This window comes from Bradyrhizobium sp. Ai1a-2 (assembly GCF_000426245.1).
GTDB lineage: Bacteria > Pseudomonadota > Alphaproteobacteria > Rhizobiales > Xanthobacteraceae > Bradyrhizobium.
This window is the reverse complement of the sequence record NZ_AUEZ01000007.1, coordinates 76860-95663: the sequence shown is the minus strand read 5'-3', so window position 1 is coordinate 95663 and position 18804 is coordinate 76860. Positions and strand designations below refer to the sequence as shown.

The window sequence follows — 18804 nt, the reverse complement described above, 5'->3', positions numbered from 1 at the left end:
TCGCAAATCCTCAATTCTGATTTGTGACGGTTCGTCTGGCTATCCGGCCAAGTCGCACGCGGAGAGTCATGGCTGCGGGGATCCTGCATTCCGCAGAGCCTTGGCGTCGATCCATACCTGCTCCTCGGCGATCCGGACCGGGTAAATCCGCAACGGCCGGCTTGGCCAGCCGGCGGTGATGCTGCCGTCGTCGAGATCAAATGACGCCGCATGACGGGGACAGAGCAGCCGTCCGTTGGAGAGCTGTCCACGACTGAGATCGGCCTGTTCGTGCGGACACGCCCGCTCACAAGCAACCGCGCGGCCGCCGTCCCAGATCAGCATCAGGTCGTTCCCGCCGATGCTGGTGCAGACGAAGGTCTTTTCCATCAACCGGCTCACAGGACAGATCGCCGTCCACCGTCCGAACGACTGCGGCGGATCAGCCACCGAGATACGCCTTCCGCACATGCTCGTTCGCGATCAACTCGGCGCCGACGCCGGACAGCACGATGCGGCCGCTCTCGATGAGGTAAGCCTGATCGCACATCTCAAGCGCAGCAAACGCGTTCTGCTCCACCAACAAGACAGTCGTGCCAGCATCGCGGATACCGCAGATGATGGCAAACGTTCGCTCGACAATGTTGGGCGCGAGCCCCAGCGACGGCTCGTCAAACATGATGAGGCGAGGCCGCGACATCAGCGCCCTGCCGATCGCCAGCATCTGTTGCTCGCCGCCCGACAGGGTACCAGCCGCCTGCCATCGTCGCTCGGCAAGGCGCGGAAACTCGGTGAAGATGCGGTCGCGGTCGGCGGCGATCCCCCTCGGGTCGCTGCGCAGATAGGCGCCCATCTCGAGATTCTCCTCGACCGTCATGTGCGGGAACACGCGCCTCCCTTCCGGGCAATGCGCGATCCCGCTCGCCAGCACACGCGGCGGTCGCGCCGCGGTGATATCCTTGCCGTCAAAGAACATCTGTCCGGAACGCAGCGGTACCAATCCGGAGATCGCGCGCAGCGTGGTGCTCTTGCCGGCGCCATTGGCGCCGATCAGGGCGACGAGCTGACCGGCCTTCACCTGCAGCGAAATGCCGCGCAGCGCCGTGACGCCGCCATAGCCGCAGACGATATCGCGGATCTCAAGCACGCGTCGCTCCCTGCCCGAGATATGCCTCGATGACATCAGGATTGTTCCGGATCACGTCCGGCGGTCCCTCTGCGATGATCCTCCCGTAGTTCAACACCACAATCCGATCCGACACGCTCATGACCATCGGCATGTCATGCTCGACCAAGAGGATTGTAACGCCGCGATCGCGGATATTGCGAATGAGTTCGACGAACGCGTGTGTCTCCGACGCATTCATGCCGGAGACCGGCTCGTCGAGCAGCAGCATCGATGGCTCTGCAGCCAGCGCCAGCGCCACACCGACGAGGCGCTGCTCGCCATAGGACAGCGAGCCCGCCAGATCGTGAGCGCGACGCGCGAGACCGACCCGTTCCAGGAGTTCGGCGGCGCGCTCGCGCAGCCGGCGCTCCGAGGCGCGGGCGCGTGGCAGGCTGAGGATCGCTTCGAACAATCCGACCCTGCCCTGGCGGTGCAGTCCGATCAGGAGATTGTCGTAGACTGTATCGTTCGGGAAAACGCTGGTTCGTTGGAACGTGCGGATCAGTCCGAGATCGGCAATCTGATGCGGCTTCAGTCCGTTGAGCGTGGTACCGCGATAGTTCACTTTGCCATTGGCGGGGTCCAAAAAACCGGTCATGACGTTGAAGGCGGTGGTCTTGCCGGCCCCGTTCGGACCGATCAGGCTGACGATCTCGCCCTCGCCCACCGTGAAGTTCATGTCCGAGAGTGCGACGAGCCCACCGAAACGAACGGCGACCTGCTCGACATCCAAGGCGATCGCTCGCGAGGTCATCACGCAGGCTCCTTGGCGCGTTCGGAGAAGGCAACCGGCGCCACCGTGGCCGCCTCGCGCTTCCGCTTCGCAAGCCGCTGCGCCAGCGAAGGAACGATGCCGCGCGGCAACACGAAGAGGATCACGATCAGCACGCCGCCATAGGCGATCCATTGCGCTTCCGGCGCCATGATCGGACGCAGTACGACCGGAAGCAATCCGAAGATCAGGCCGCCGACGACAGGTCCGGCCAGCGAGCCCTTGCCGCCGGTGATGACCATGATCACCATCGTCACCGTGTTGATGAAGGCGAACACCTCGGGATCGATGATCCGGATGTAGTGCGCATAGAGGCTGCCGGCCGCGCCGGCGATGGCAGCCGAAATGACCGCGGCGAGCGTGAGCGTCCTGGTCACATCGATGCCGACTGACACCGCCAGCGTCTCGTTTTCCATCAACCCGCGCATGGCACGGCCGAAATGGGAATGCACGAGCCTCGCGATCAGGAGATAGGCAACGAACGCGACCGCGAGCACGAGATAATAGTTCTGCAGCTTGGTGCGCAGCGTCAGTTCGCCAAGACCCGGCAGGCCGATCGCGATCGACGGGATATTGGTCAGCGCCAGCGGTCCCTGCGTCAGCTCCACCCAGTTCAGCGCCACCAGCCGCACGACCTCCGCAAAGGAAATCGTGACGATGACGAAATAGGCGCCACGGACGCGGAAGGAAAGCAGCCCGACGAAATAGCCGCATAATCCTGCGATCAGAATCGCCAGCACAAATCCTGCGATCGGCGGCCATGGTTCGTGAACCAGGCGGAACCCGCCCGGAAAGCCGATATCGAAGCCAAGCGAGGTCAGCGCGCTGACATAAGCTCCGATGCCGAAGAATGCGATGTGACCGAGGCTGAGCTGGCCGGTGAACCCGAGCAGGAGATTGAGGCTCATCGCGGCGATGATGAAGACGCCGGTCGTGATCAGCGCGTTCAGGAGATATGGATCGCGCAGCCAGAGCGGCACGGATGCGAAGGCTGCGACCGTGAGGATGGTGATCCCTGCCTTCATCCGACGCGCTCCGAGCGCGCGAACAGGCCGGTCGGCTTGAAGATCAGCACCGCGATGATGATCAGGAAGCCCATCGCGTCCCGGTATCCCGACGAGATGTAGCCGGCGCCGAGTTCCTCGGCCAATGCCAGGATGAAGCCGCCGATCACCGCGCCGGTGATGTTGCCAAGCCCGCCGAGGATCACGATCGCGAACGCCTTGACCGCGGCAAGATCGCCCATCTGTGGAAAGATCACATAGACCGGCCCGAGCAGCGCGCCAGCCGCGGCGGCCAGGCTCGAACCGATCGCAAAGGTCGAGGTGTAGATGAGATCAACGTTGACCCCCATCAGCGACGCAGTGTCCTGGTCCTGGAACGTCGCCCGCATCGCGCAGCCGAGTTTGGTGCGGTTGATCAGCAGGTATGTCACCACGATCAGAAGTGCTGCAGCCGCCAGAACGAACAGCCGCAGCCAGGAGACCGAAACGGGGCCCAGCACAAGCGGCGCGTCCGGAAACGGCGTCGCGACCGATTTGGCGACCCCGCCCCAGATCCACAGCGTCGCGGATTGCATCGCGATCCAGGCGCCGATCATCACCAGCATGGTGGTGTCGATATCGGAGCCGCGCAGCGGCCGCAGCAGGGTCAGTTCAATCACCGCCCCCAGGAGCCAGCCCGCGACCACGGCAACGGGCAGCGCAAGGAAGAAATTCAACCCGAGCTGTTGCACCACGATGAACATGATGTAGGCGCCGAAGGTATAGAGCACGCCGTGCGTGAAGTTCACCACGTTCATGATGCCGAAGATCAAGGTCAGCCCGATCCCCAGCAGCGCATAGGTGCCGCCGAGGACGAGCATGTTGATCAGATGTTGCAGAAATTCGCTCAAGACGGCTCCGTACCAAGGGATGGTGCGAGTTGGTTTAAGCGGTCGATCCACAAGCTCGACCTCTCCCGCTTGCAGGAGAGGTCGGCGCGAAACGCCGGGTGAGGGTTCTCTCCACTGGGGGAATCCCGATGCGGAGACACCCTCACCCCAGCCCTCTCCCGCTTGCGGGAGAGGGAGCGAAGGGCGGCTCCGCCTATTCTCATCCTCACAGCGTCTTCATGTCGACCTTGCCGTCGCTGATCTCGATCAGGTAGACGTTCGGCTGACTCTGGCCGCTCTCCTTGCCTGCAGGTCCGGATTTGCGGAATACGATATCGCCGTTCAAACCCTTCACGTCGATGTCCCACAGCGCCGCCTTGATAGCCGCAGGCTCCGCCTTGCCAGCCTTCTCGATCGCGGCCGCCGCAGTGCGGATGCCGTCATAGCCGCGGAAACTCTCGGTGCAGCCGGCGAAGTCGAAGCCGCGCTTCTTCCATTCCGACACGAAGTAGTTGGTCGCTTCCGGGTTCGGGGTCTTCTCGGGAAACCAGGGCAGGAAGGTCGTCAGGTGCATGGTGCCGTTGGCCGCGGCGCCCGCCTGCGCGATGATCTGATCCGGATTCTGCGAACCACCAGTGGTGATGATGCGCTTCTTCAGGCCCAGCGCCGCGGCCTGCTTGAAGATCAAGGTGAGCTGGTCGACCGCGGTCGTGACGATGACCGTCTCGGAGTCTGAGCTTTTGATCTTGGAGAGCTGCGCGCTCATATCCTGCGCACCCTGGTCCATGGTCTCGACCAGGCCGATGCCAATCCCCTTCTCCTTCATCATCTTGCTGAAATCTTCCGCCGTGCCGCGGCCCCAGTCGTTGTTGATGACGAGGAAATCGACCTTCTTCAACGCGAGCTTGTCGACGATGCCCTTGAAGGCGGCGGCCTCGACCGACGACGGCGGCGAGATGCGGAAGATGAAGGGATTGCCGGTGGTGGTGATCTTGCTGGACGACGATGTCTCGACGACCATCGGCGTCTCATACTCGATCAGCTTCGGCATCACCGCGAGCGTCAGGCTCGAGCCCCAGGCGCCCATCAGCACCGGCACCTTGTCGCTCGTGATCAGCTTCTCGGCGACCGCGGCCGCTTCGGTCGGATTGCTCTTGTTGTCCTCGATGACGAGCTCGATCTTCTTGCCGAGAATGCCGCCCTTGGCGTTGATCTCGTCGGCGGCGATCTTGGCGCCGTTGACGACATAGGTGCCGGACGCGGCGAACGCGCCGGTGAGCGGTTCGTTCACGCCGATCTTGATGGTTTGCGCCTTCGCCCCTCCACCGAGCAAAACCGCCGCCAGCGCAATTGCCGGCATAATCCTGGAAGTCCTCATCATGTGGCTCTCCAATCCCTCTGTTGATCTCCGCGCAGTCCCAACCTCGCCACCCCGCGACATGGGGAGACGCCAAACCATCACGCCGCTCCGTCTCGTTTGACGAGCCGACCCAGCCAGCGCGCGACGCGCGCGCGCAAGACTCCTGAAATCATCGACAACCCCTGCAACTCCGTCGCAGCTCCCTGCCCCAACGACGCCCCCGACATGCGGCGGTCGAGATTGGCGGCAAACTCCGCGATCAGCCGCTCGGCGAGGTCGCGCACCAAGCCGGGCCGTCCGACCTGCGCCAGCATTCCGGTCAGCGTGTATCCGATGGAGAGATCGACGCGGGTCGCCGCACCGTCCTCGATCGGCGCCAACTGGTAACGAATCTCGCCCTGCGTCGCCGACCGGCTGCGTCGATCGTAGCCTATGCCGACGATGCGGCCAGAAAGGTTGTTGGCATCGCGCTCGATGCGGGCCGTACCCAGGAAGATCGCGGCGATCGGACCAAGCTTGATGCGAATGGCGCCCTCAACCCGCCCGGGGCTCGGTGTTGCCGTTAACGACGCACCCGGTAAGCACGCCGCAACGGCGGCGATGTCGTCGAACATCGCAAAGACGTCCTTTGGCGGGTGCGCAAGCGCGAACTCCCGCTCGAGCCTGTTGGCCGGCGTGAAGTCCGGTATCTCGGCCGGCGCTGCCGCCGCCTCGGATGCATAGGCGGGTTCAGCCTCGATTGGCCGCGGCGGCTGGCTCGCGCCCTCCCGCCCGCTTCGCGCCGAGCCTGCCGGCCCCAGGACCTTTCGGCCGCCGTCCGGTTCGGGCGCGATATTGCGGGCGCGCCGTGCCTCGATCACGGACTGCACCGCACGCACGATGCCGACATAACCGGTGCAGCGGCAGAGATTGCCGCTCAGGCCGATGCGAATCTGGCGCTCGTCGGCGGCAGTCAGACGCAACACCAGGTCGCACGCGGAGACCAGCATGCCCGGCGTGCAATAGCCGCACTGCAGGGCATGCTCGCGCGTGAAGGCGGCGCGAAGCTCGGTCGTGATGTCGTCGTCATCGAGGCCCTCGATGGTGGTGATATCGGCGCCCTCGCAGGCCACGGCATAGGTGATGCATGAACGCGCGGGCACGCCGTCGAGCAGCACCGTGCAGGCGCCGCAAACGCCATGCTCGCAACCAAGATGCGTGCCGGTCAGATCGAGCTTGTCGCGGACGAAGTCGGCCAGGCTCGTGCGCGGCTCTGCGACAGCCTGCACGGCACGTCGGTTGACGTTGAGCGCGATCGTGCTCATGCGGCCGCCTCGCGGACGGCGCGCCTGAGCACGCTCACATGGATATGTCGATCGGCGGCATTGTCGATGCCTGCCTTGCGGAGCAGAGCGTCGGCAACCCGCGCGTCAAAGCGTTCCTGGTAATCGCCGGCGATACGCCCGCCGAACAATTCCGCGGCATCGGTGATCACGATCGGCGCGGTGTCGATCGCGCCCATCACCACGCGCGCCGTCCCGGCGCTCGGATCGATCAGCACCGCGCTAAGCGCATGCGCGAACTCGCCGGTCTTGCGGCAGCTCTTGACGTAGCCCCAATGCGCCGATGCCGGCCGCGCCGGAACATGGATGCTCTCGACGATCTCGCCGGGACGCAAAATGGATTCCAGCGCGCCAAGGATGAAATCTTCCATTGCGACGGTGCGCGCACCCGCGAGGCTGCGCAGCGTCAGCCGCGCGCCGAATGCCGCAAGCGCCGAGACCCAATCCGCGGCAGGATCGGCATGGCCGAGCGAGCCGCCGATCGTTCCGCGGTTGCGCACCGCCCGATAGGCAATATTGGCGGCGACGCCCCGCATGGCGCCACGCGTCACATCCGGCGTTCGCCCATCCTCGATGTCGGCGTGCGTGATGCAGGCTCCCAGCACGAGTTCGTCGCCGCGTCGCTCGGCTTGCTTGAGCTCGGCAAGGCAGGTGATGTCGACGACAAGTTCCGGCTGGACCAGCCGCAGGTTCAGCATCGGACCGAGCGATTGCCCGCCGGCGATGATCTTTGCCGACCCATTGGCTTCGGCCAACAGCGAAAGCGCTGCCGGCAGATCGCGTGGACGCTCATAGCCGAAAGGCGCGGGTTTCATGCCGCCGTCCTTTCTGCACCGCGAGCGGCGAGCACAGCCTCGACGATGCGGTGCGGCGTGATCGGCGACTGCATCATCTCGACGCCAAGCGGTCTCAGCGCATCATTGACGGCATTGGCGATCGCGGCCGGCGGCGCGATGGCGCCGCCTTCGCCGATGCCCTTTACCCCGAACTGCGTATAGGGCGACGGCGTCTCCATGTGGTCGAGGCGCGCCGCAGGCACCTCGGTCGGGCCGGGCAAGAGATAATCGGCGAGCGTCGTGGCGAGCGGCTGGCCGGATGCATCGAACGGCATCTCCTCATAGAGCGCAGTACCGATGCCCTGCGCGAGGCCGCCATAGATCTGGCCGTCCACCACCATCGGATTGACCAGCACGCCGCCATCCTCGACGATGACATAGTCGAGGATTTCGACCTCTCCCAGATCGGGATCGACGGCGACGACTGCGGCGTGAGCGGCATAGCTGAAGGTGCCGCTGTCGCGCTGCGGCTTGTAGCCCGCGGTAACCTCGAGCCCGCCAGGATCGACATCAGCAGGCAGATCTTGCGGGCGGCGATACCAGGTATAGGCGATCTCCTTCAACGTCACGCTGCCGTTGACGCCACGCACCTCGCCATTCTGCAACACCACCGATGCCGGGTCGTGCTGCAGCAGCTTGGCACCGATGCGCCTCGCGCGCTCGCCGATTTCGCGGCACGCGGTTGCGACTGCGCCACCCGCCATCACCATCGAACGCGAACCCCAGGTGCCGGTCGAATAAGGCGTCATCGCGGTGTCGCCAAGGATGATACGCACGCTCGCGACATCGATGCCGAGCATCTCGTGAGCGACCTGGGCGAGCGTCGTCTCCATGCTCTGCCCGTGCGAGTGAACGCCGACGCGCAGTTCGAGACCACCGTCCGGCGTTAGCCGCGCGGACGCCTGCTCGTGACCCGGCACCATCGGAATGCCCCAGCCGGCATAGACGGAGGTGCCGTGTGCCGCCTGCTCGCAATAGATGGAGACGCCGACGCCGATGCGCCGTCCATCAGGCTCTCCCTCGCGCTGGCGCGCGCGCACGGCATCGATATCGATCGCTGCCAACGCCCGCCGCATCGCCTCGGGATAATCGCCGCTGTCGAAATGCTTCCTGGTGATGTTGTCGAACGGCATCTGCTCCGGTGGGATGAGGTTGCGCAGCCGCACCTCGCCGGGTTCGAGTCCGGCTTCGGCCGCGACCAGATCCAGCATCAGTTCCAGCGCAAAGCAGACGCCGGTGCGCGCGACGCCACGATAGGGCAGGATCGGGCACTTGTTGGTGGCGACCGAAAAGGTTCGGCAGCGATAGGCCGGCATCCGATAGGGACCGGGCAGGATGCTTGCGACCTGCGCCGCCTCGAGGCATGCCGAGAACGGATAGGAAGAGTAGGCGCCGGAATCGACCGTCGCCTCGCAATCGATGCCGCGCAGCGTTCCGTCGCTGTTGGCATAGACCGTGATCTTGTAATGATGCTCCCGGCAATTCGAGCTCGCCGTGAGATGCTCTCGACGATCCTCCGTCCAGCGCACCGGATGGCCGCAGCGCATGGTCAGCCAGGAGAGACAGACTTCCTCGGGCAGCAGAATTCCCTTGTGGCCAAAACCGCCGCCCACATCGGGCGAGATCAAGCGGATCCGTCCCTCCTCCATGCCAAGGCATTCGGCAAGGCCGCTACGGGTGACATGCGGCATCTGCGCCGCCGAATAGAGCGTGAGCTGATCGAGCCGGTGATCGAAGGTTGCGACGACGCCGCGGCCTTCGAGCGGCGACATGCACTGCCGTGCGGTCGAGATCTCGCGCGTCACCTTGATCGGCGCATCCAGCGCGGCCGATATGTCGACCTCATAATTGGTCTCGAGGAAAATGTTGTCGCCCCAATGCTCGTGCACCAGCGCTGTACCGGGCTTGCGCGCCTTCAGCATGTCGGAGATGGCGGGAAGCTCTTCGAGATCGAGCATCACGGAAGCCGCGATGTCCTCGGCCTCGGCGCGCGTCGGCGCCACGCACATCGCAACGAGCTCGCCCACTTGGCGAACTTTTCCCGTGGCGAGCACCGGCTGTTCCGAAATCTTGAAGCCCGGCAACGCCGACACCGCGCGGATCGGCTTGACGCCGACGAGATCGGCGGCGGTGAACACGCTTGCGCGGTAACGCTCGGGCACACGAATGCCAAGAATTCGCGCATGCGCCAGCGGGCTGCGCACGAACGCAACATCCTGCAGCCCGGCGAGACGAATGTCGGCCACGAACTGGCCGCGGCCGCGCATCAGCCGGTCGTCCTCCTTGCGCGGCAGCCGTGCGCCGACGCCCTGCCCGGCGCCGGCCCCTCGTGCGGAGGAAAAGTCACGCTCGTTGCGCACGGTGGCGTCTCCCCGATCGGACTGTACAGCCTCCTTACGCCGCAACCGCTTGCGGCAGGATCGGCGCCACCGCGTCGTAGCGCGTGCCGGTGCGCAAGCAGAACGCCGGCTGCAGCAGCCGTTCGGCAATGACTTCATTCTTTTCGTTGTCGCGAAGGACGAAACGTCCGGTCTGCTCCGTGAGCACCGAGACATCGGCATCCCTGCCGACTTTGAGCGCGCCGATCTCCGCGTCGCGGCCGAGCATCTTCGCCGGGTTCGATGTCACCATCGGCACCACCTGCTCCAGCGACAGCCCAAGCGCCATCATCGAACTCATCGCCTGCACCAGGCTGAACTTCGCCTGCCCCGCAAACGGATGGTTCTCTTCATCCTCATGTTGATCCGGCGTGCCGGCCGGCGCAGGCACATGGGTGTTGTAGCCGTGGATATCGGCGCCGAGCGTGGTCGGAACGATGCCGGCGGCGATCGCCTTCTTGGCGAGCCGATAGGAGAAGTGACTGCCGTGACCGACGTCGACCTTGAGGCCGCGGTCGAGCGCCGCCTGGATCACCGGATGCACCTCGCCCTCGCGATTGACGAAGCCGCCGGGATGACGCGTGAACGGATGGGCGAGAATATCCCCTTCGCGCAACAACGGGATTACACGCGTCAGGATGGTGTCGGCATCCTCGCCGTTGGCGCCGCTTTCCGGCAGGCCCCAGAGCTGACCGAAGTGAACATAGACCGGCAGATCGGCGCGGCGACCGATCTCGACCGACATTTCGATGACGCGAATGCCCCAGCGCGCAAAGCCACCGATCTCAGCATGCGCCTTGATGCCGCGAACGATGTCACGATTGGCTGTCGCCGCCTTCACCGTGGCGTCGATATCGACACCCTCGGGGCTATAGAGCTGCGGATAGTAATGTCCTTCGAGCCCGCCAACGAGATAGGCCGACAGGAAAGCATAGACCCGGGACTTCGCAGTCTCGGCGACAAAGTGACGAAAGCCCGGCAGCGTCATGCAGGACGGACCGCCCTGATCGACCAGCGTCGTCACGCCCGACTGCACGCCGACCATGTCCGCATTCATGCCGAACCGTCCGGTGACGTATTGATAGACATGCGCATGTGTGTCGATCAGCCCCGGCAACACCAGCTTGCCGGCGACATCGATCACTTCCCTCGCGCTGGTTGGCAGGATGTCCGCCTGCACCGCCGCGATCTTGCCGTTGCGAATGGCAACATCCCGGATGCCGTCGATGCCGGAGGCCGGACAGATCACGCGGCCGCCACGCAATAGCAGGTCGAAGCTGGCGCTGATGGACATGACCGTTCTCCTTAAGCTCTCGCCGGCGGGTTGATCCCGCTCTCGCGGAAATACGAAGCATGCTTCGTATTTTTCAAAAAGCAAGCTTCATGCCATTATCTCGTATGGCGCGTGCACTCGAATCGGGCTACCCGCGCCACGTTCCAAGGCTGGAGGCTGTGCGTTGCAGCAAGTGAAGAAGGGTCGCGATGAGACCAGGCATCGCCCATGGCCATTGTCACAGCGGCCAGGGTTCCTGATCCGGCGCCTGCACCAAATCCACGTCGCGTTGTTCCAGGAGGCTTGCGGCGAATTCGAGATAACGCCGCTGCAATACAGCCTGCTGTCGGCGCTCGCGGTGCGCGGAACCGCCGATCAGACCACGTTGGCCGCCGATATCGCGCTGGATCGGACCACGACGACGGGGGCGCTGAAGCGACTTGCCGCCCGCAATCTGGTGGAAAGAGCCGTCAACAAGGACGACAGGCGTGCCCGGCTCTGCCGGCTGACATCAGCCGGAACGGCCCTGCTCGCCAGGATTGAAGCATCGGCGCGGGCCGCACATCGCGCGACACTCCGCGGCCTGGCTGAGAAGGAGCGCGTCTTGTTCATCGAAATGATGCAACGCATCGTTGCGGGCAACGCCGATCGTGACAACTCTGCTGCCCTATTCGAGTAGCTGAAACCGGGAGCGGCTGGCTGTCTTTTTGGCGCAGGCTGCACAATCTGTGATCGCGCGCTGGTTGTTGCGGCACGGTGCTTCGACGCGCGGACGGTCATGACAAGGCGGTCCAACAACCGGCTAGCGTGTCGACACGGACCGGCGCCGATACCACCTCGACCTTGAAAAGACAGCGTCAATTTCTCGAACACCCGACCGCCGCGGCACGCCCTGCAGTGAGCTTCGCTGACACGCTCTGCTTCCATGGCATGATTGTTGCCGCGCCCGCCGATTACGAAGTGTGCTTCGTATTAGACGGGGGATGTCATGACGGATTCCGAGCTTCGCGCCGATATTCATAGCATCGAGCCTATTCCCGACGCTGACCGGGACTCTACCGGACCGCAGCAGATGTGGATCTGGGCGGGCGCCAATATCGCGCCCGTCAACTGGGCGCTCGGCGCGCTCGGCATCATCCTCAAACTCGGCCTCCTGGAAACGATCGCGGTGATCGTGCTCGGCAACATCATCGGCTGCGCGATCTTCGCGTCCTTTACCGTGATGGGGCACAAGACCGGGGTCAACCAGATGGTGCTGAGCCGCTCGGCCTTCGGCGTTCGTGGCGCCTATCTGCCGAGCATCCTGATGTTTTTGATGACGCTGTGCTGGATCGGCGTGAACACCTACTTCCCCGTGAAGATCGCCGTCGCCGTTCTCGGCCAGTTCGGCATTCCCGACACCTGGCTGATCGAGATCATCGTCATCACGCTGGTGATGGTGCTGCAGGTCGGAATCGGCGTGTACGGCTTCTACGCGATCCGGACCTTCGAGAAATATACGGTGCCCGCAACCGTCGCGATCATGATCCTGATGAGCGTGCTGGCATGGACGCGTCCGGGCGTCGTCAATTGGGGGCTCACAACCTCGCTTTCGGGCGGCGCGCATCTGGCGATGCTGACATTGTTAATGACCGCGATCGGCGTCGGCTGGGGCATCTCCTGGGTCACCTGGGCATCGGACTATTCGCGCTTCGTGCCGAAGAGCGTGCCGTCGAGCTCCGTGTTCTGGTACAGCTATGTCGGCATGTTCGTCCCGAGCGTGTGGCTCGCCATCCTGGGCGCGACAATCGCCAGCACGACGCTGGATACCGATCCGGCAAAGATGGTCAGCGCGGTGTTCGGGGGCCCGACCAGCATTCTCGTCCTGCTGATGGTGCTGCACGGACCGATCGCGACCAACATCCTCAATGTCTATTCCGCGGCGCTGGCCGCGCTCAGCGCCGGCCTCAAGCTCTCACGCGTCTCGCTCGCGATCATCGTCGGCATCGCCGGCTATCTGGTCACGCTCTACTTCATCTTCGCGCCATCCTTTGCAAAGGCATTCGACAACTGGATGATCAGCCTTTTGTTGTGGATGAGCCCGTGGGCCGGCGTCGTGCTGGCCGATTTCTACATCAAGCGAAAGGGCCAGATCGACGTCGCCGAACTCTATCGCTCACCGGAGACCAGCGCCTATGGCGACATCAACTGGAGCGGGATGATCGCCTTCCTGGCAGGTCTCGTTGCCGGCTGGTCGGTGCAAGACGGCCTCGTCAGCGCGCTGCAGGGACCGATCTCGACCGGTCTCCTCGGCGGCGCGGATCTGAGCTGGCTGTTTGGCATCGGCGTGTCGGCCGCGGTGTATCTGGCGCTCAGCAGGCGCGCGACCGTCACCGCGTCCGTTGCCGCTACCAGCGTCAGCCAGTGAAGGGATGAGGGATCATCATATGACGTCGACCGCGCCGCGTTGAGGCGCGGTCCATTCAGCTCCGTGAACGATCGCCCGAGCGGAAGTCAGGCACGGTAAGCCGTTTTATCAGTACCACGATAGAGCACGCGGACCTGTTCTTCGGTCACCGCCTTGTGGAACGCCAGTGCCTCGGGTTCGAGATCGCGTTTCGGCACATGTTCCGGCTCGAAGTGACGGTAGGTGTCTTTGCCGCGGACCAGCGTCGCCCAATCCCTTTGCCCCACCGCCTGCTTCAGCCGGGTCGGGATGTAGCGGACCGCGAGACCAATGCGCCGGTCATCGGACCGATTCGGTTCCGATCCATGGAACAACAGCACATGATGCAAGGACGCCTGTCCGGGCTTCAATTCGACAAAGACCGCGTCGGACTCGTCGACTTTCACAGCAATTTCCTGACCACGGGTCAGAAGGTTGTTCTGGTCGAACGTATCCTCGTGCTGGACCTGTTGCTTATGGGTCCCGGCCACAAACTTCATACAGCCGGATATTTTGTTGGCTGGCGACATCGCGATCCAGGCGGTCGCCACATCGGATGAACTCAATCCCCAATAGGTCGCATCCTGGTGCCAGGATACGAATCCGGGATCATGCGGCTCTTTGATGAAGAAGCTCGTATTCCAGCAGAGGATATCCGGACCCAACAAATCCTCGACCGCATCCAGGATTTTGGGATGGCGGATCATTTCGTTGATCCAGGGAAAGAGCACATGGCTACGATGGCGCATCTCGCCCTTGATCGGACCGCCAGTCCTCGCCTCATAATCCTCGAGCTTGCCGCGAAATTCTGCAACTTCGCTCTCGCTCAACGCATCAACCGGAAAATGGTAGCCGCGCTCGCGATAGTCAGCGATCTCGCTCTCGCTCAGCAATTTCGTCATTTGTATCCTCCAGTCTTCTTTTTCATTGCAACCAGCAACAGCTTTTTCAGCGAAGGTGAGCTTGGGATTGGGCCAAGTCAAGAAGCGCAGACTGCGTACCAGCCATCCAGGTCGGTGCACTGCACAAGTCATTCGTTGATCGTCACGTCGACATCAGTGAGGTCGGACACCGGCAGGGAACGCCAGCAGCGACCGCATTAGCGGCACGCTCAGGCACGCTCTCAATCACATGCAATGGGTGCGCGACCCAATGGTGCGGCGCAAATGCCCTCGATATACGAACATTGCATCCATTCCATGCACGCGCACCTTGGCCTCGCCAGCCTCTGCCAGTTGTGCAAGACTTATTTCTCAAAAAACGGCCGACATCAAAATCGCCAGCGAAACGGGGAAGGGAAGCGACCATGGACGTTGGGACCGGCATTGCGTTGCTCGTTGCATTTCTAGCCGTCGTTGTCTTGATTATCCGGGGGCAGAGTCCGATCATCATGCTGCTGATACTGGCAGTGCTGTGGTCGGCGATCGCTGGTATTGGTATCGACGATATTCAGAAGAAGATCCTTCAGGCCGGCGGCGTCGCCTACGCAAGCGCGGTGATCATCATCGTGTTCGGCGCCTGGTTCGCGCAGGTGCTGATCCAGACAGGTATTGCCGAAAGCGTAATCCGCTCTGCGGTCGAATTGGCGGGCGATCGGCCGCTTGTCACGGCGATGACGATCACGCTCGTTACCGCGTTGTTATTCACGTCGATGTACGGCGTGGGCGCCGCAATTGCGATCGGAATTATCGCGCTGCCGATTATGCTCGGCCAGGGCATCCCGCCTTACGTCGCAGCGCCCGCCTTCACGATGGGAATCGGTGCTGGCACCTTCATCAATCTCGTTCAGTTCGGAACATTTCAAAAACTGTTTCCCGACCTCAAATACGAAGCGCCCTATTTGACGTACTGGATCGCCGGAATGTGCGTCTACATCCTGGCTGCGTGGCTCCTGGAGTTTATCTACCTGCGCAACGGTGGTGTCCGTCGGTTGTCTTCCATCGACATAGCCAAGGCTGATGAACCGGCAGTGCGCAGGAGGACGCCTTACTACACGTACATCGTGCCGATCTTTCCCGTGCTCATGATCATGATCCTGAAATGGGAGATCATCCCGACCTTCCTGGTCTCGATCGTGCTCGCACTCGTGTTGACGGGACGCGATCGAACGTTTCAGGGCAGCATCAATCTCTTCAACAAGACGTTCTCCGATGCGTTTCCGGACATCGCGACCATGGCCGCGTTATGGACGATCTGCGGCATGATCATCGTTGCCGGTCAGACCCCTGAGGTCGCCAATGCACTGAAACCACTGTTCGGCCCAGTCCTGCCGCACACGCCGCTTCAGGCTGCAATCTTCTTCGGTTTGCTTGGAGGCATCGGGAGCATCTACCGCGGTCCACTCGTCGTCATCGGCACCGGCGCTGCCTTGCTGGCTATCGTGCTCGCGAACAAGGACATCCCGATTCCCTATCTCTACTCGATCTGGCTTGCGCCTACGATCCTGCAGGGGAGCATGGACCCGACCAACTCGTGGACGCTTTGGACAATCGGACAGACAAAGGTCAGCCATGGGGACTTCCTGAGAACGGCCCTCCCCTTCGGATGTCTGATGGTCGCCGTCAATTCGTTGATCTGCTACCTGATGCTTGGATCTCTCAGCTAAGAGGACAACAGTAAGTTGACAGAACCGACCACACCTTCCCGCGCCTATCGCATCGGCATTGATGTCGGCGGGACGTTCACCAAAGCTGTGTTGATAGACAATGCGACTCATGAGGTGGTCGGCCGGTTCTCGGTGCTGACCACTCATTCCGACCCGCGGGGCGTTGCGAAAGGCGTCGTTGATGTCTTTCGCAACGTGCTGGAGCAATCTTCTGTCGACCCCCGCGAGGTTATCTTTCTGGCCCATTCGACCACTCAAGCGACCAATGCGTTACTCGAGGGTGATGTCGCAGGCGTGGGCGTGATCGGGATGTCGACCCGCGTGGAGTCACTGCTGGCCAAGGCTCAGAGCGCGATGAAGCCGATTGAACTCGCGCCTGGTCGTCATCTCACGCCCGCCAACCGTTTTCTCATGAAGGAAACCCTGAGCGACGAGACAATCAACAAGGCGATCGACGAGCTCAAAGCCGAAGGCGTGAAGGTCGTCGTGGCCAGTTCCGCGTTCGGCGTCGATGACAACGAGGGAGAGGAGACCGTCCGTCGCCTGGTCGTCGAGGCCGGTTTGGCCGCAACCTGCGGCAACGAGATCACCAAGCTCTATGGTTTGACTACACGAACACGCACGGCCGTTATAAACGCGAGCATCCTGCCAAAGATGATCGATACCGCTTCGATGACCGAAGCCAGCGTTCGCGAAGCTGGCATTCTGGCGCCCCTGATGATCATGCGCGGCGACGGCGGCGTGATGGATATCAAGGAGATGCGACGCCGTCCGGTGATGACGATGCTGTCCGGCCCTGCGGCGAGCGTCGCGGGGGCGTTGATGTATTTGCGCGTCTCCGACGGCATATACTTCGAGGTCGGCGGCACCAGCACCAATATCGGCGTAATCCGGAATGGGCGCCCGACCGTCAAATATGCGCGGGTTGGCGGCCACGAGACCTACGTCAGTTCGCTCGACGTTCGCGTGATCGGTATCGCCGGCGGCAGCATGGTCCGCGCCCGCGACGGAAAACTGGTCGATGTCGGCCCCCGGAGTGCCCATATCGCCGGGCTTCCCTACGCCGCTTTTGCCGATCCTGAAGACATCGTCGATCCCAAGATCGAGCTCTTCCAGCCTAAGGCTGACGATCCCGCCGACTATGTCGCGCTGCGTTCGGCTACCGGCACTCGCTATGCCATCACCAACACCTGTGCTGCCAACATTCTTGGCTACGCCAAGCCCGGTTTCCACGCGAGCGGCAACGCGGAGTCGGCCAGGCGCGCCATGGCGGCGCTTGCAGCCTTCATCGGCAAGCCGATTGAGGACACCGCGCGAGCCATACTCGATATCGCTACCGACAAGGTCATTCCCGTCGTCGACGATCTGATCACCGAATACAAGCTGGATCGCGATCAGGCGCTGCTCGTTGGCGAGGGTGGCGGCGCGGCGGCCTTGATCCCGCACACATCCGTCCGGACTGGCCTTCACCACGAAATTTCCAGGGATGCCGAAGTGATTTCCTCGATCGGCGTCGCGCTGGCGTTGGTCCGCGACGTGGTGGAGCGTATCATACCCAATGTAACGCCTGAGGACATCAAACGTATCCGCCGCGAGGCTGTCGAAGCCGTGGTCAAGCTCGGAGCTGCCCCCGAGGGTGTCGAAGTGACGATCGAGGTCGATCCGAACACCCATCGTGTCCGGGCGACTGCGATGGGTGCTTCGGAAATGCGCGCCCGTCAACGAAGGGACGAGGTCGGAGAAACCGAAGCGCGGGAAATAGCGGCGAAGGCGATGGGCGTCAGTCCGGAACGCGTTGCGCTTGCAGCCGCCACGCCGCGCATCCGCGTTTTCCAGGGCGCGGTGGAAGAGCGGATCTGGGGCATCTTCAGGAAGCGCCGCAGCCCGGTTCGCGCGATTGATCTCGACGGCGTGATTCGGGTGCAGCGCAGCCATAGCGTGGTACGCCGGGTCACTGCGCAGACGGCGCTCGATGGCCTGAGGCGGCTGTGGGAGGATACAACCATCTATAATGGCGACAGTACGATCACGCCCGATATTTTCGTGATCGTCGGCGGACAGCTGATCGATTTGTCCGGCGTGAACTCGATCGATCAGGCCATGGCAGTCACCCGCGGAGAACTCGATGGACTGACCGCGGATGCTTCCATAGCGCTGATCGGCGTGCCACCGTCTCGAGGCCTCTAAGATGGAGCTTGACGGCGCAAGCTCGTCCTTCGGAAAGATCGCAGCCGCGTCACCGGAGACGCTTGGACTGCTGATGCTCAAGACTGACCGTTATGCGGTTCGTCTGGATGATCGCACGCAACTCGCCGCCGTCTCCGATGCGCTTGTCGACGGCGCAGCGACCGCAAGGAGTCTGCAAGAACGTTTCCCGGGCCTAGGTCCTCGTGAAATTGCACGCGAGCTTCAAGTCCCTGTCATTGTCGCTGACGATGATCCCTTGGTCGGCTCCATATGGCGTTTTGCCGAGTATCGGTCGCGGCCATTGCGTATTGTGCTCTATGCACGTGGTATAGCCCCGCTTGAGCGAGCGCTCGTCGATGACCTGGCCAAGCAGTTTCTTGGCCGGGCAACGGCTCAGGACGTATTCATCGCGCATGAACTTTACCATCATGCGGAAGCTGCTCGATCTGCACTACCCATCGCTCGCCGCCATCAGGTCACATTGCTCCAGCTAGGCCGGTGGCAGTGGCGTACTGGCATTGCCATGCTCGCCGAGATCGCAGCCGGGTCTTTTTCGCAAACCCTGCTCGACCTGCCCTGTCATCCCAAAGCGCTGGACTATGTGACACGCTTGCCGCCGTAACAGG

General features: G+C 62.8%; 16 protein-coding genes. 5 read left to right on the top strand and 11 right to left on the bottom strand.

What is annotated here, in order from left to right; translation table 11 throughout:
• Positions 1–66 precede the first annotated feature (66 nt).
• From K288_RS44975 to K288_RS0107520, 10 genes are all read right to left on the bottom strand, one after another.
• A complete protein-coding gene (locus K288_RS44975; protein ID WP_084799508.1) occupies positions 67–450 on the bottom strand; it encodes a Rieske (2Fe-2S) protein in 384 nt (127 codons plus the stop codon).
• The gene (locus K288_RS0107560; protein ID WP_027578981.1) at positions 422–1126 is read right to left on the bottom strand and encodes an ABC transporter ATP-binding protein; all 705 of its coding nucleotides are present in this window, start codon (positions 1124–1126) and stop codon (positions 422–424) included. The genes K288_RS44975 and K288_RS0107560 overlap by 29 nt, the downstream gene beginning before the upstream one ends.
• On the bottom strand, positions 1119–1901 hold the full coding sequence (locus tag K288_RS0107555) for an ABC transporter ATP-binding protein (RefSeq protein WP_043159469.1): 783 nt from the start codon (positions 1899–1901) through the stop codon (positions 1119–1121). Before K288_RS0107555 ends, K288_RS0107560 begins: the two co-directional genes overlap by 8 nt.
• A complete protein-coding gene (locus K288_RS0107550) occupies positions 1901–2944 on the bottom strand; it encodes a branched-chain amino acid ABC transporter permease (RefSeq protein ID WP_027578979.1) in 1044 nt (347 codons plus the stop codon). The genes K288_RS0107555 and K288_RS0107550 overlap by 1 nt, the downstream gene beginning before the upstream one ends.
• Positions 2941–3813, bottom strand: a complete 873-nt coding sequence (locus K288_RS0107545; RefSeq protein ID WP_027578978.1) for a branched-chain amino acid ABC transporter permease — start codon at positions 3811–3813, stop codon at positions 2941–2943. Before K288_RS0107545 ends, K288_RS0107550 begins: the two co-directional genes overlap by 4 nt.
• Before the next feature lie 205 nt (positions 3814–4018).
• The gene (locus K288_RS0107540) at positions 4019–5173 is read right to left on the bottom strand and encodes an ABC transporter substrate-binding protein (RefSeq protein WP_027578977.1); all 1155 of its coding nucleotides are present in this window, start codon (positions 5171–5173) and stop codon (positions 4019–4021) included.
• Positions 5174–5250: 77 nt separating this feature from the next.
• A complete protein-coding gene (locus K288_RS44970) occupies positions 5251–6456 on the bottom strand; it encodes a 2Fe-2S iron-sulfur cluster-binding protein (protein ID WP_043159468.1) in 1206 nt (401 codons plus the stop codon).
• Positions 6453–7289, bottom strand: coding sequence for an FAD binding domain-containing protein (locus tag K288_RS0107530; RefSeq protein ID WP_027578976.1), 837 nt, complete (start codon positions 7287–7289; stop codon positions 6453–6455). Before K288_RS0107530 ends, K288_RS44970 begins: the two co-directional genes overlap by 4 nt.
• Positions 7286–9577, bottom strand: a complete 2292-nt coding sequence (locus K288_RS0107525) for a xanthine dehydrogenase family protein molybdopterin-binding subunit (protein WP_244443096.1) — start codon at positions 9575–9577, stop codon at positions 7286–7288. The genes K288_RS0107530 and K288_RS0107525 overlap by 4 nt, the downstream gene beginning before the upstream one ends.
• A gap of 127 nt (positions 9578–9704) precedes the next feature.
• On the bottom strand, positions 9705–10982 hold the full coding sequence (locus K288_RS0107520) for an amidohydrolase/deacetylase family metallohydrolase (RefSeq protein WP_027578974.1): 1278 nt from the start codon (positions 10980–10982) through the stop codon (positions 9705–9707).
• A gap of 172 nt (positions 10983–11154) precedes the next feature.
• Here K288_RS0107520 and K288_RS0107515 point away from each other — a divergent pair, with 172 nt between their 5' ends.
• Both K288_RS0107515 and K288_RS0107510 read left to right on the top strand, forming a co-directional pair.
• A complete protein-coding gene (locus K288_RS0107515; RefSeq protein ID WP_244443095.1) occupies positions 11155–11640 on the top strand; it encodes a MarR family transcriptional regulator in 486 nt (161 codons plus the stop codon).
• 309 nt (positions 11641–11949) lie between these two features.
• Positions 11950–13368 carry a cytosine permease gene (locus K288_RS0107510; protein WP_027578972.1) on the top strand — a complete coding sequence of 473 codons (1419 nt, stop codon included), beginning with the start codon at positions 11950–11952 and terminating at the stop codon, positions 13366–13368.
• Between the two features lie 86 nt (positions 13369–13454).
• Here the strand turns inward: K288_RS0107510 and K288_RS0107505 are convergent, their stop codons facing one another.
• Positions 13455–14288, bottom strand: a complete 834-nt coding sequence (locus K288_RS0107505) for a phytanoyl-CoA dioxygenase family protein (protein WP_027578971.1) — start codon at positions 14286–14288, stop codon at positions 13455–13457.
• A gap of 284 nt (positions 14289–14572) precedes the next feature.
• On the opposite strand from K288_RS0107505, the gene K288_RS0107500 reads away from it, so the two are divergent.
• The 3 genes from K288_RS0107500 to K288_RS0107490 are packed head-to-tail and all read left to right on the top strand — an operon-like array spanning position 14573 to position 18800.
• Entirely contained in the window at positions 14573–15991 is a 1419-nt protein-coding gene (locus K288_RS0107500; protein ID WP_152535426.1) for a hypothetical protein, read from the top strand.
• A gap of 15 nt (positions 15992–16006) precedes the next feature.
• Positions 16007–18178: a hydantoinase/oxoprolinase family protein gene (locus K288_RS0107495; RefSeq protein ID WP_027578969.1), complete on the top strand. Its 2172-nt coding sequence runs from the start codon at positions 16007–16009 to the stop codon at positions 18176–18178.
• A gap of 1 nt (position 18179) precedes the next feature.
• Positions 18180–18800: a hypothetical protein gene (locus K288_RS0107490; protein ID WP_027578968.1), complete on the top strand. Its 621-nt coding sequence runs from the start codon at positions 18180–18182 to the stop codon at positions 18798–18800.
• Positions 18801–18804: the final 4 nt, after the last annotated feature.

Bases quoted from the DNA above. Each gene is read 5' to 3' on its own strand.
- K288_RS44975 (WP_084799508.1), bottom strand. From the start codon at position 450: ATGTGCGGAAGGCGTATCTCGGTGGCTGATCCGCCGCAGTCGTTCGGA.
- K288_RS0107555 (WP_043159469.1), bottom strand. From the start codon at position 1,901: ATGACCTCGCGAGCGATCGCCTTGGATGTCGAGCAGGTCGCCGTTCGT.
- K288_RS0107550 (WP_027578979.1), bottom strand. From the start codon at position 2,944: ATGAAGGCAGGGATCACCATCCTCACGGTCGCAGCCTTCGCATCCGTG.
- K288_RS0107540 (WP_027578977.1), bottom strand. From the start codon at position 5,173: ATGATGAGGACTTCCAGGATTATGCCGGCAATTGCGCTGGCGGCGGTT.
- K288_RS44970 (WP_043159468.1), bottom strand. From the start codon at position 6,456: ATGAGCACGATCGCGCTCAACGTCAACCGACGTGCCGTGCAGGCTGTC.
- K288_RS0107530 (WP_027578976.1), bottom strand. From the start codon at position 7,289: ATGAAACCCGCGCCTTTCGGCTATGAGCGTCCACGCGATCTGCCGGCA.
- K288_RS0107525 (WP_244443096.1), bottom strand. From the start codon at position 9,577: ATGCGCGGCCGCGGCCAGTTCGTGGCCGACATTCGTCTCGCCGGGCTG.
- K288_RS0107520 (WP_027578974.1), bottom strand. From the start codon at position 10,982: ATGTCCATCAGCGCCAGCTTCGACCTGCTATTGCGTGGCGGCCGCGTG.
- K288_RS0107510 (WP_027578972.1), top strand. From the start codon at position 11,950: ATGACGGATTCCGAGCTTCGCGCCGATATTCATAGCATCGAGCCTATT.
- K288_RS0107505 (WP_027578971.1), bottom strand. From the start codon at position 14,288: ATGACGAAATTGCTGAGCGAGAGCGAGATCGCTGACTATCGCGAGCGC.
- K288_RS0107490 (WP_027578968.1), top strand. From the start codon at position 18,180: ATGGAGCTTGACGGCGCAAGCTCGTCCTTCGGAAAGATCGCAGCCGCG.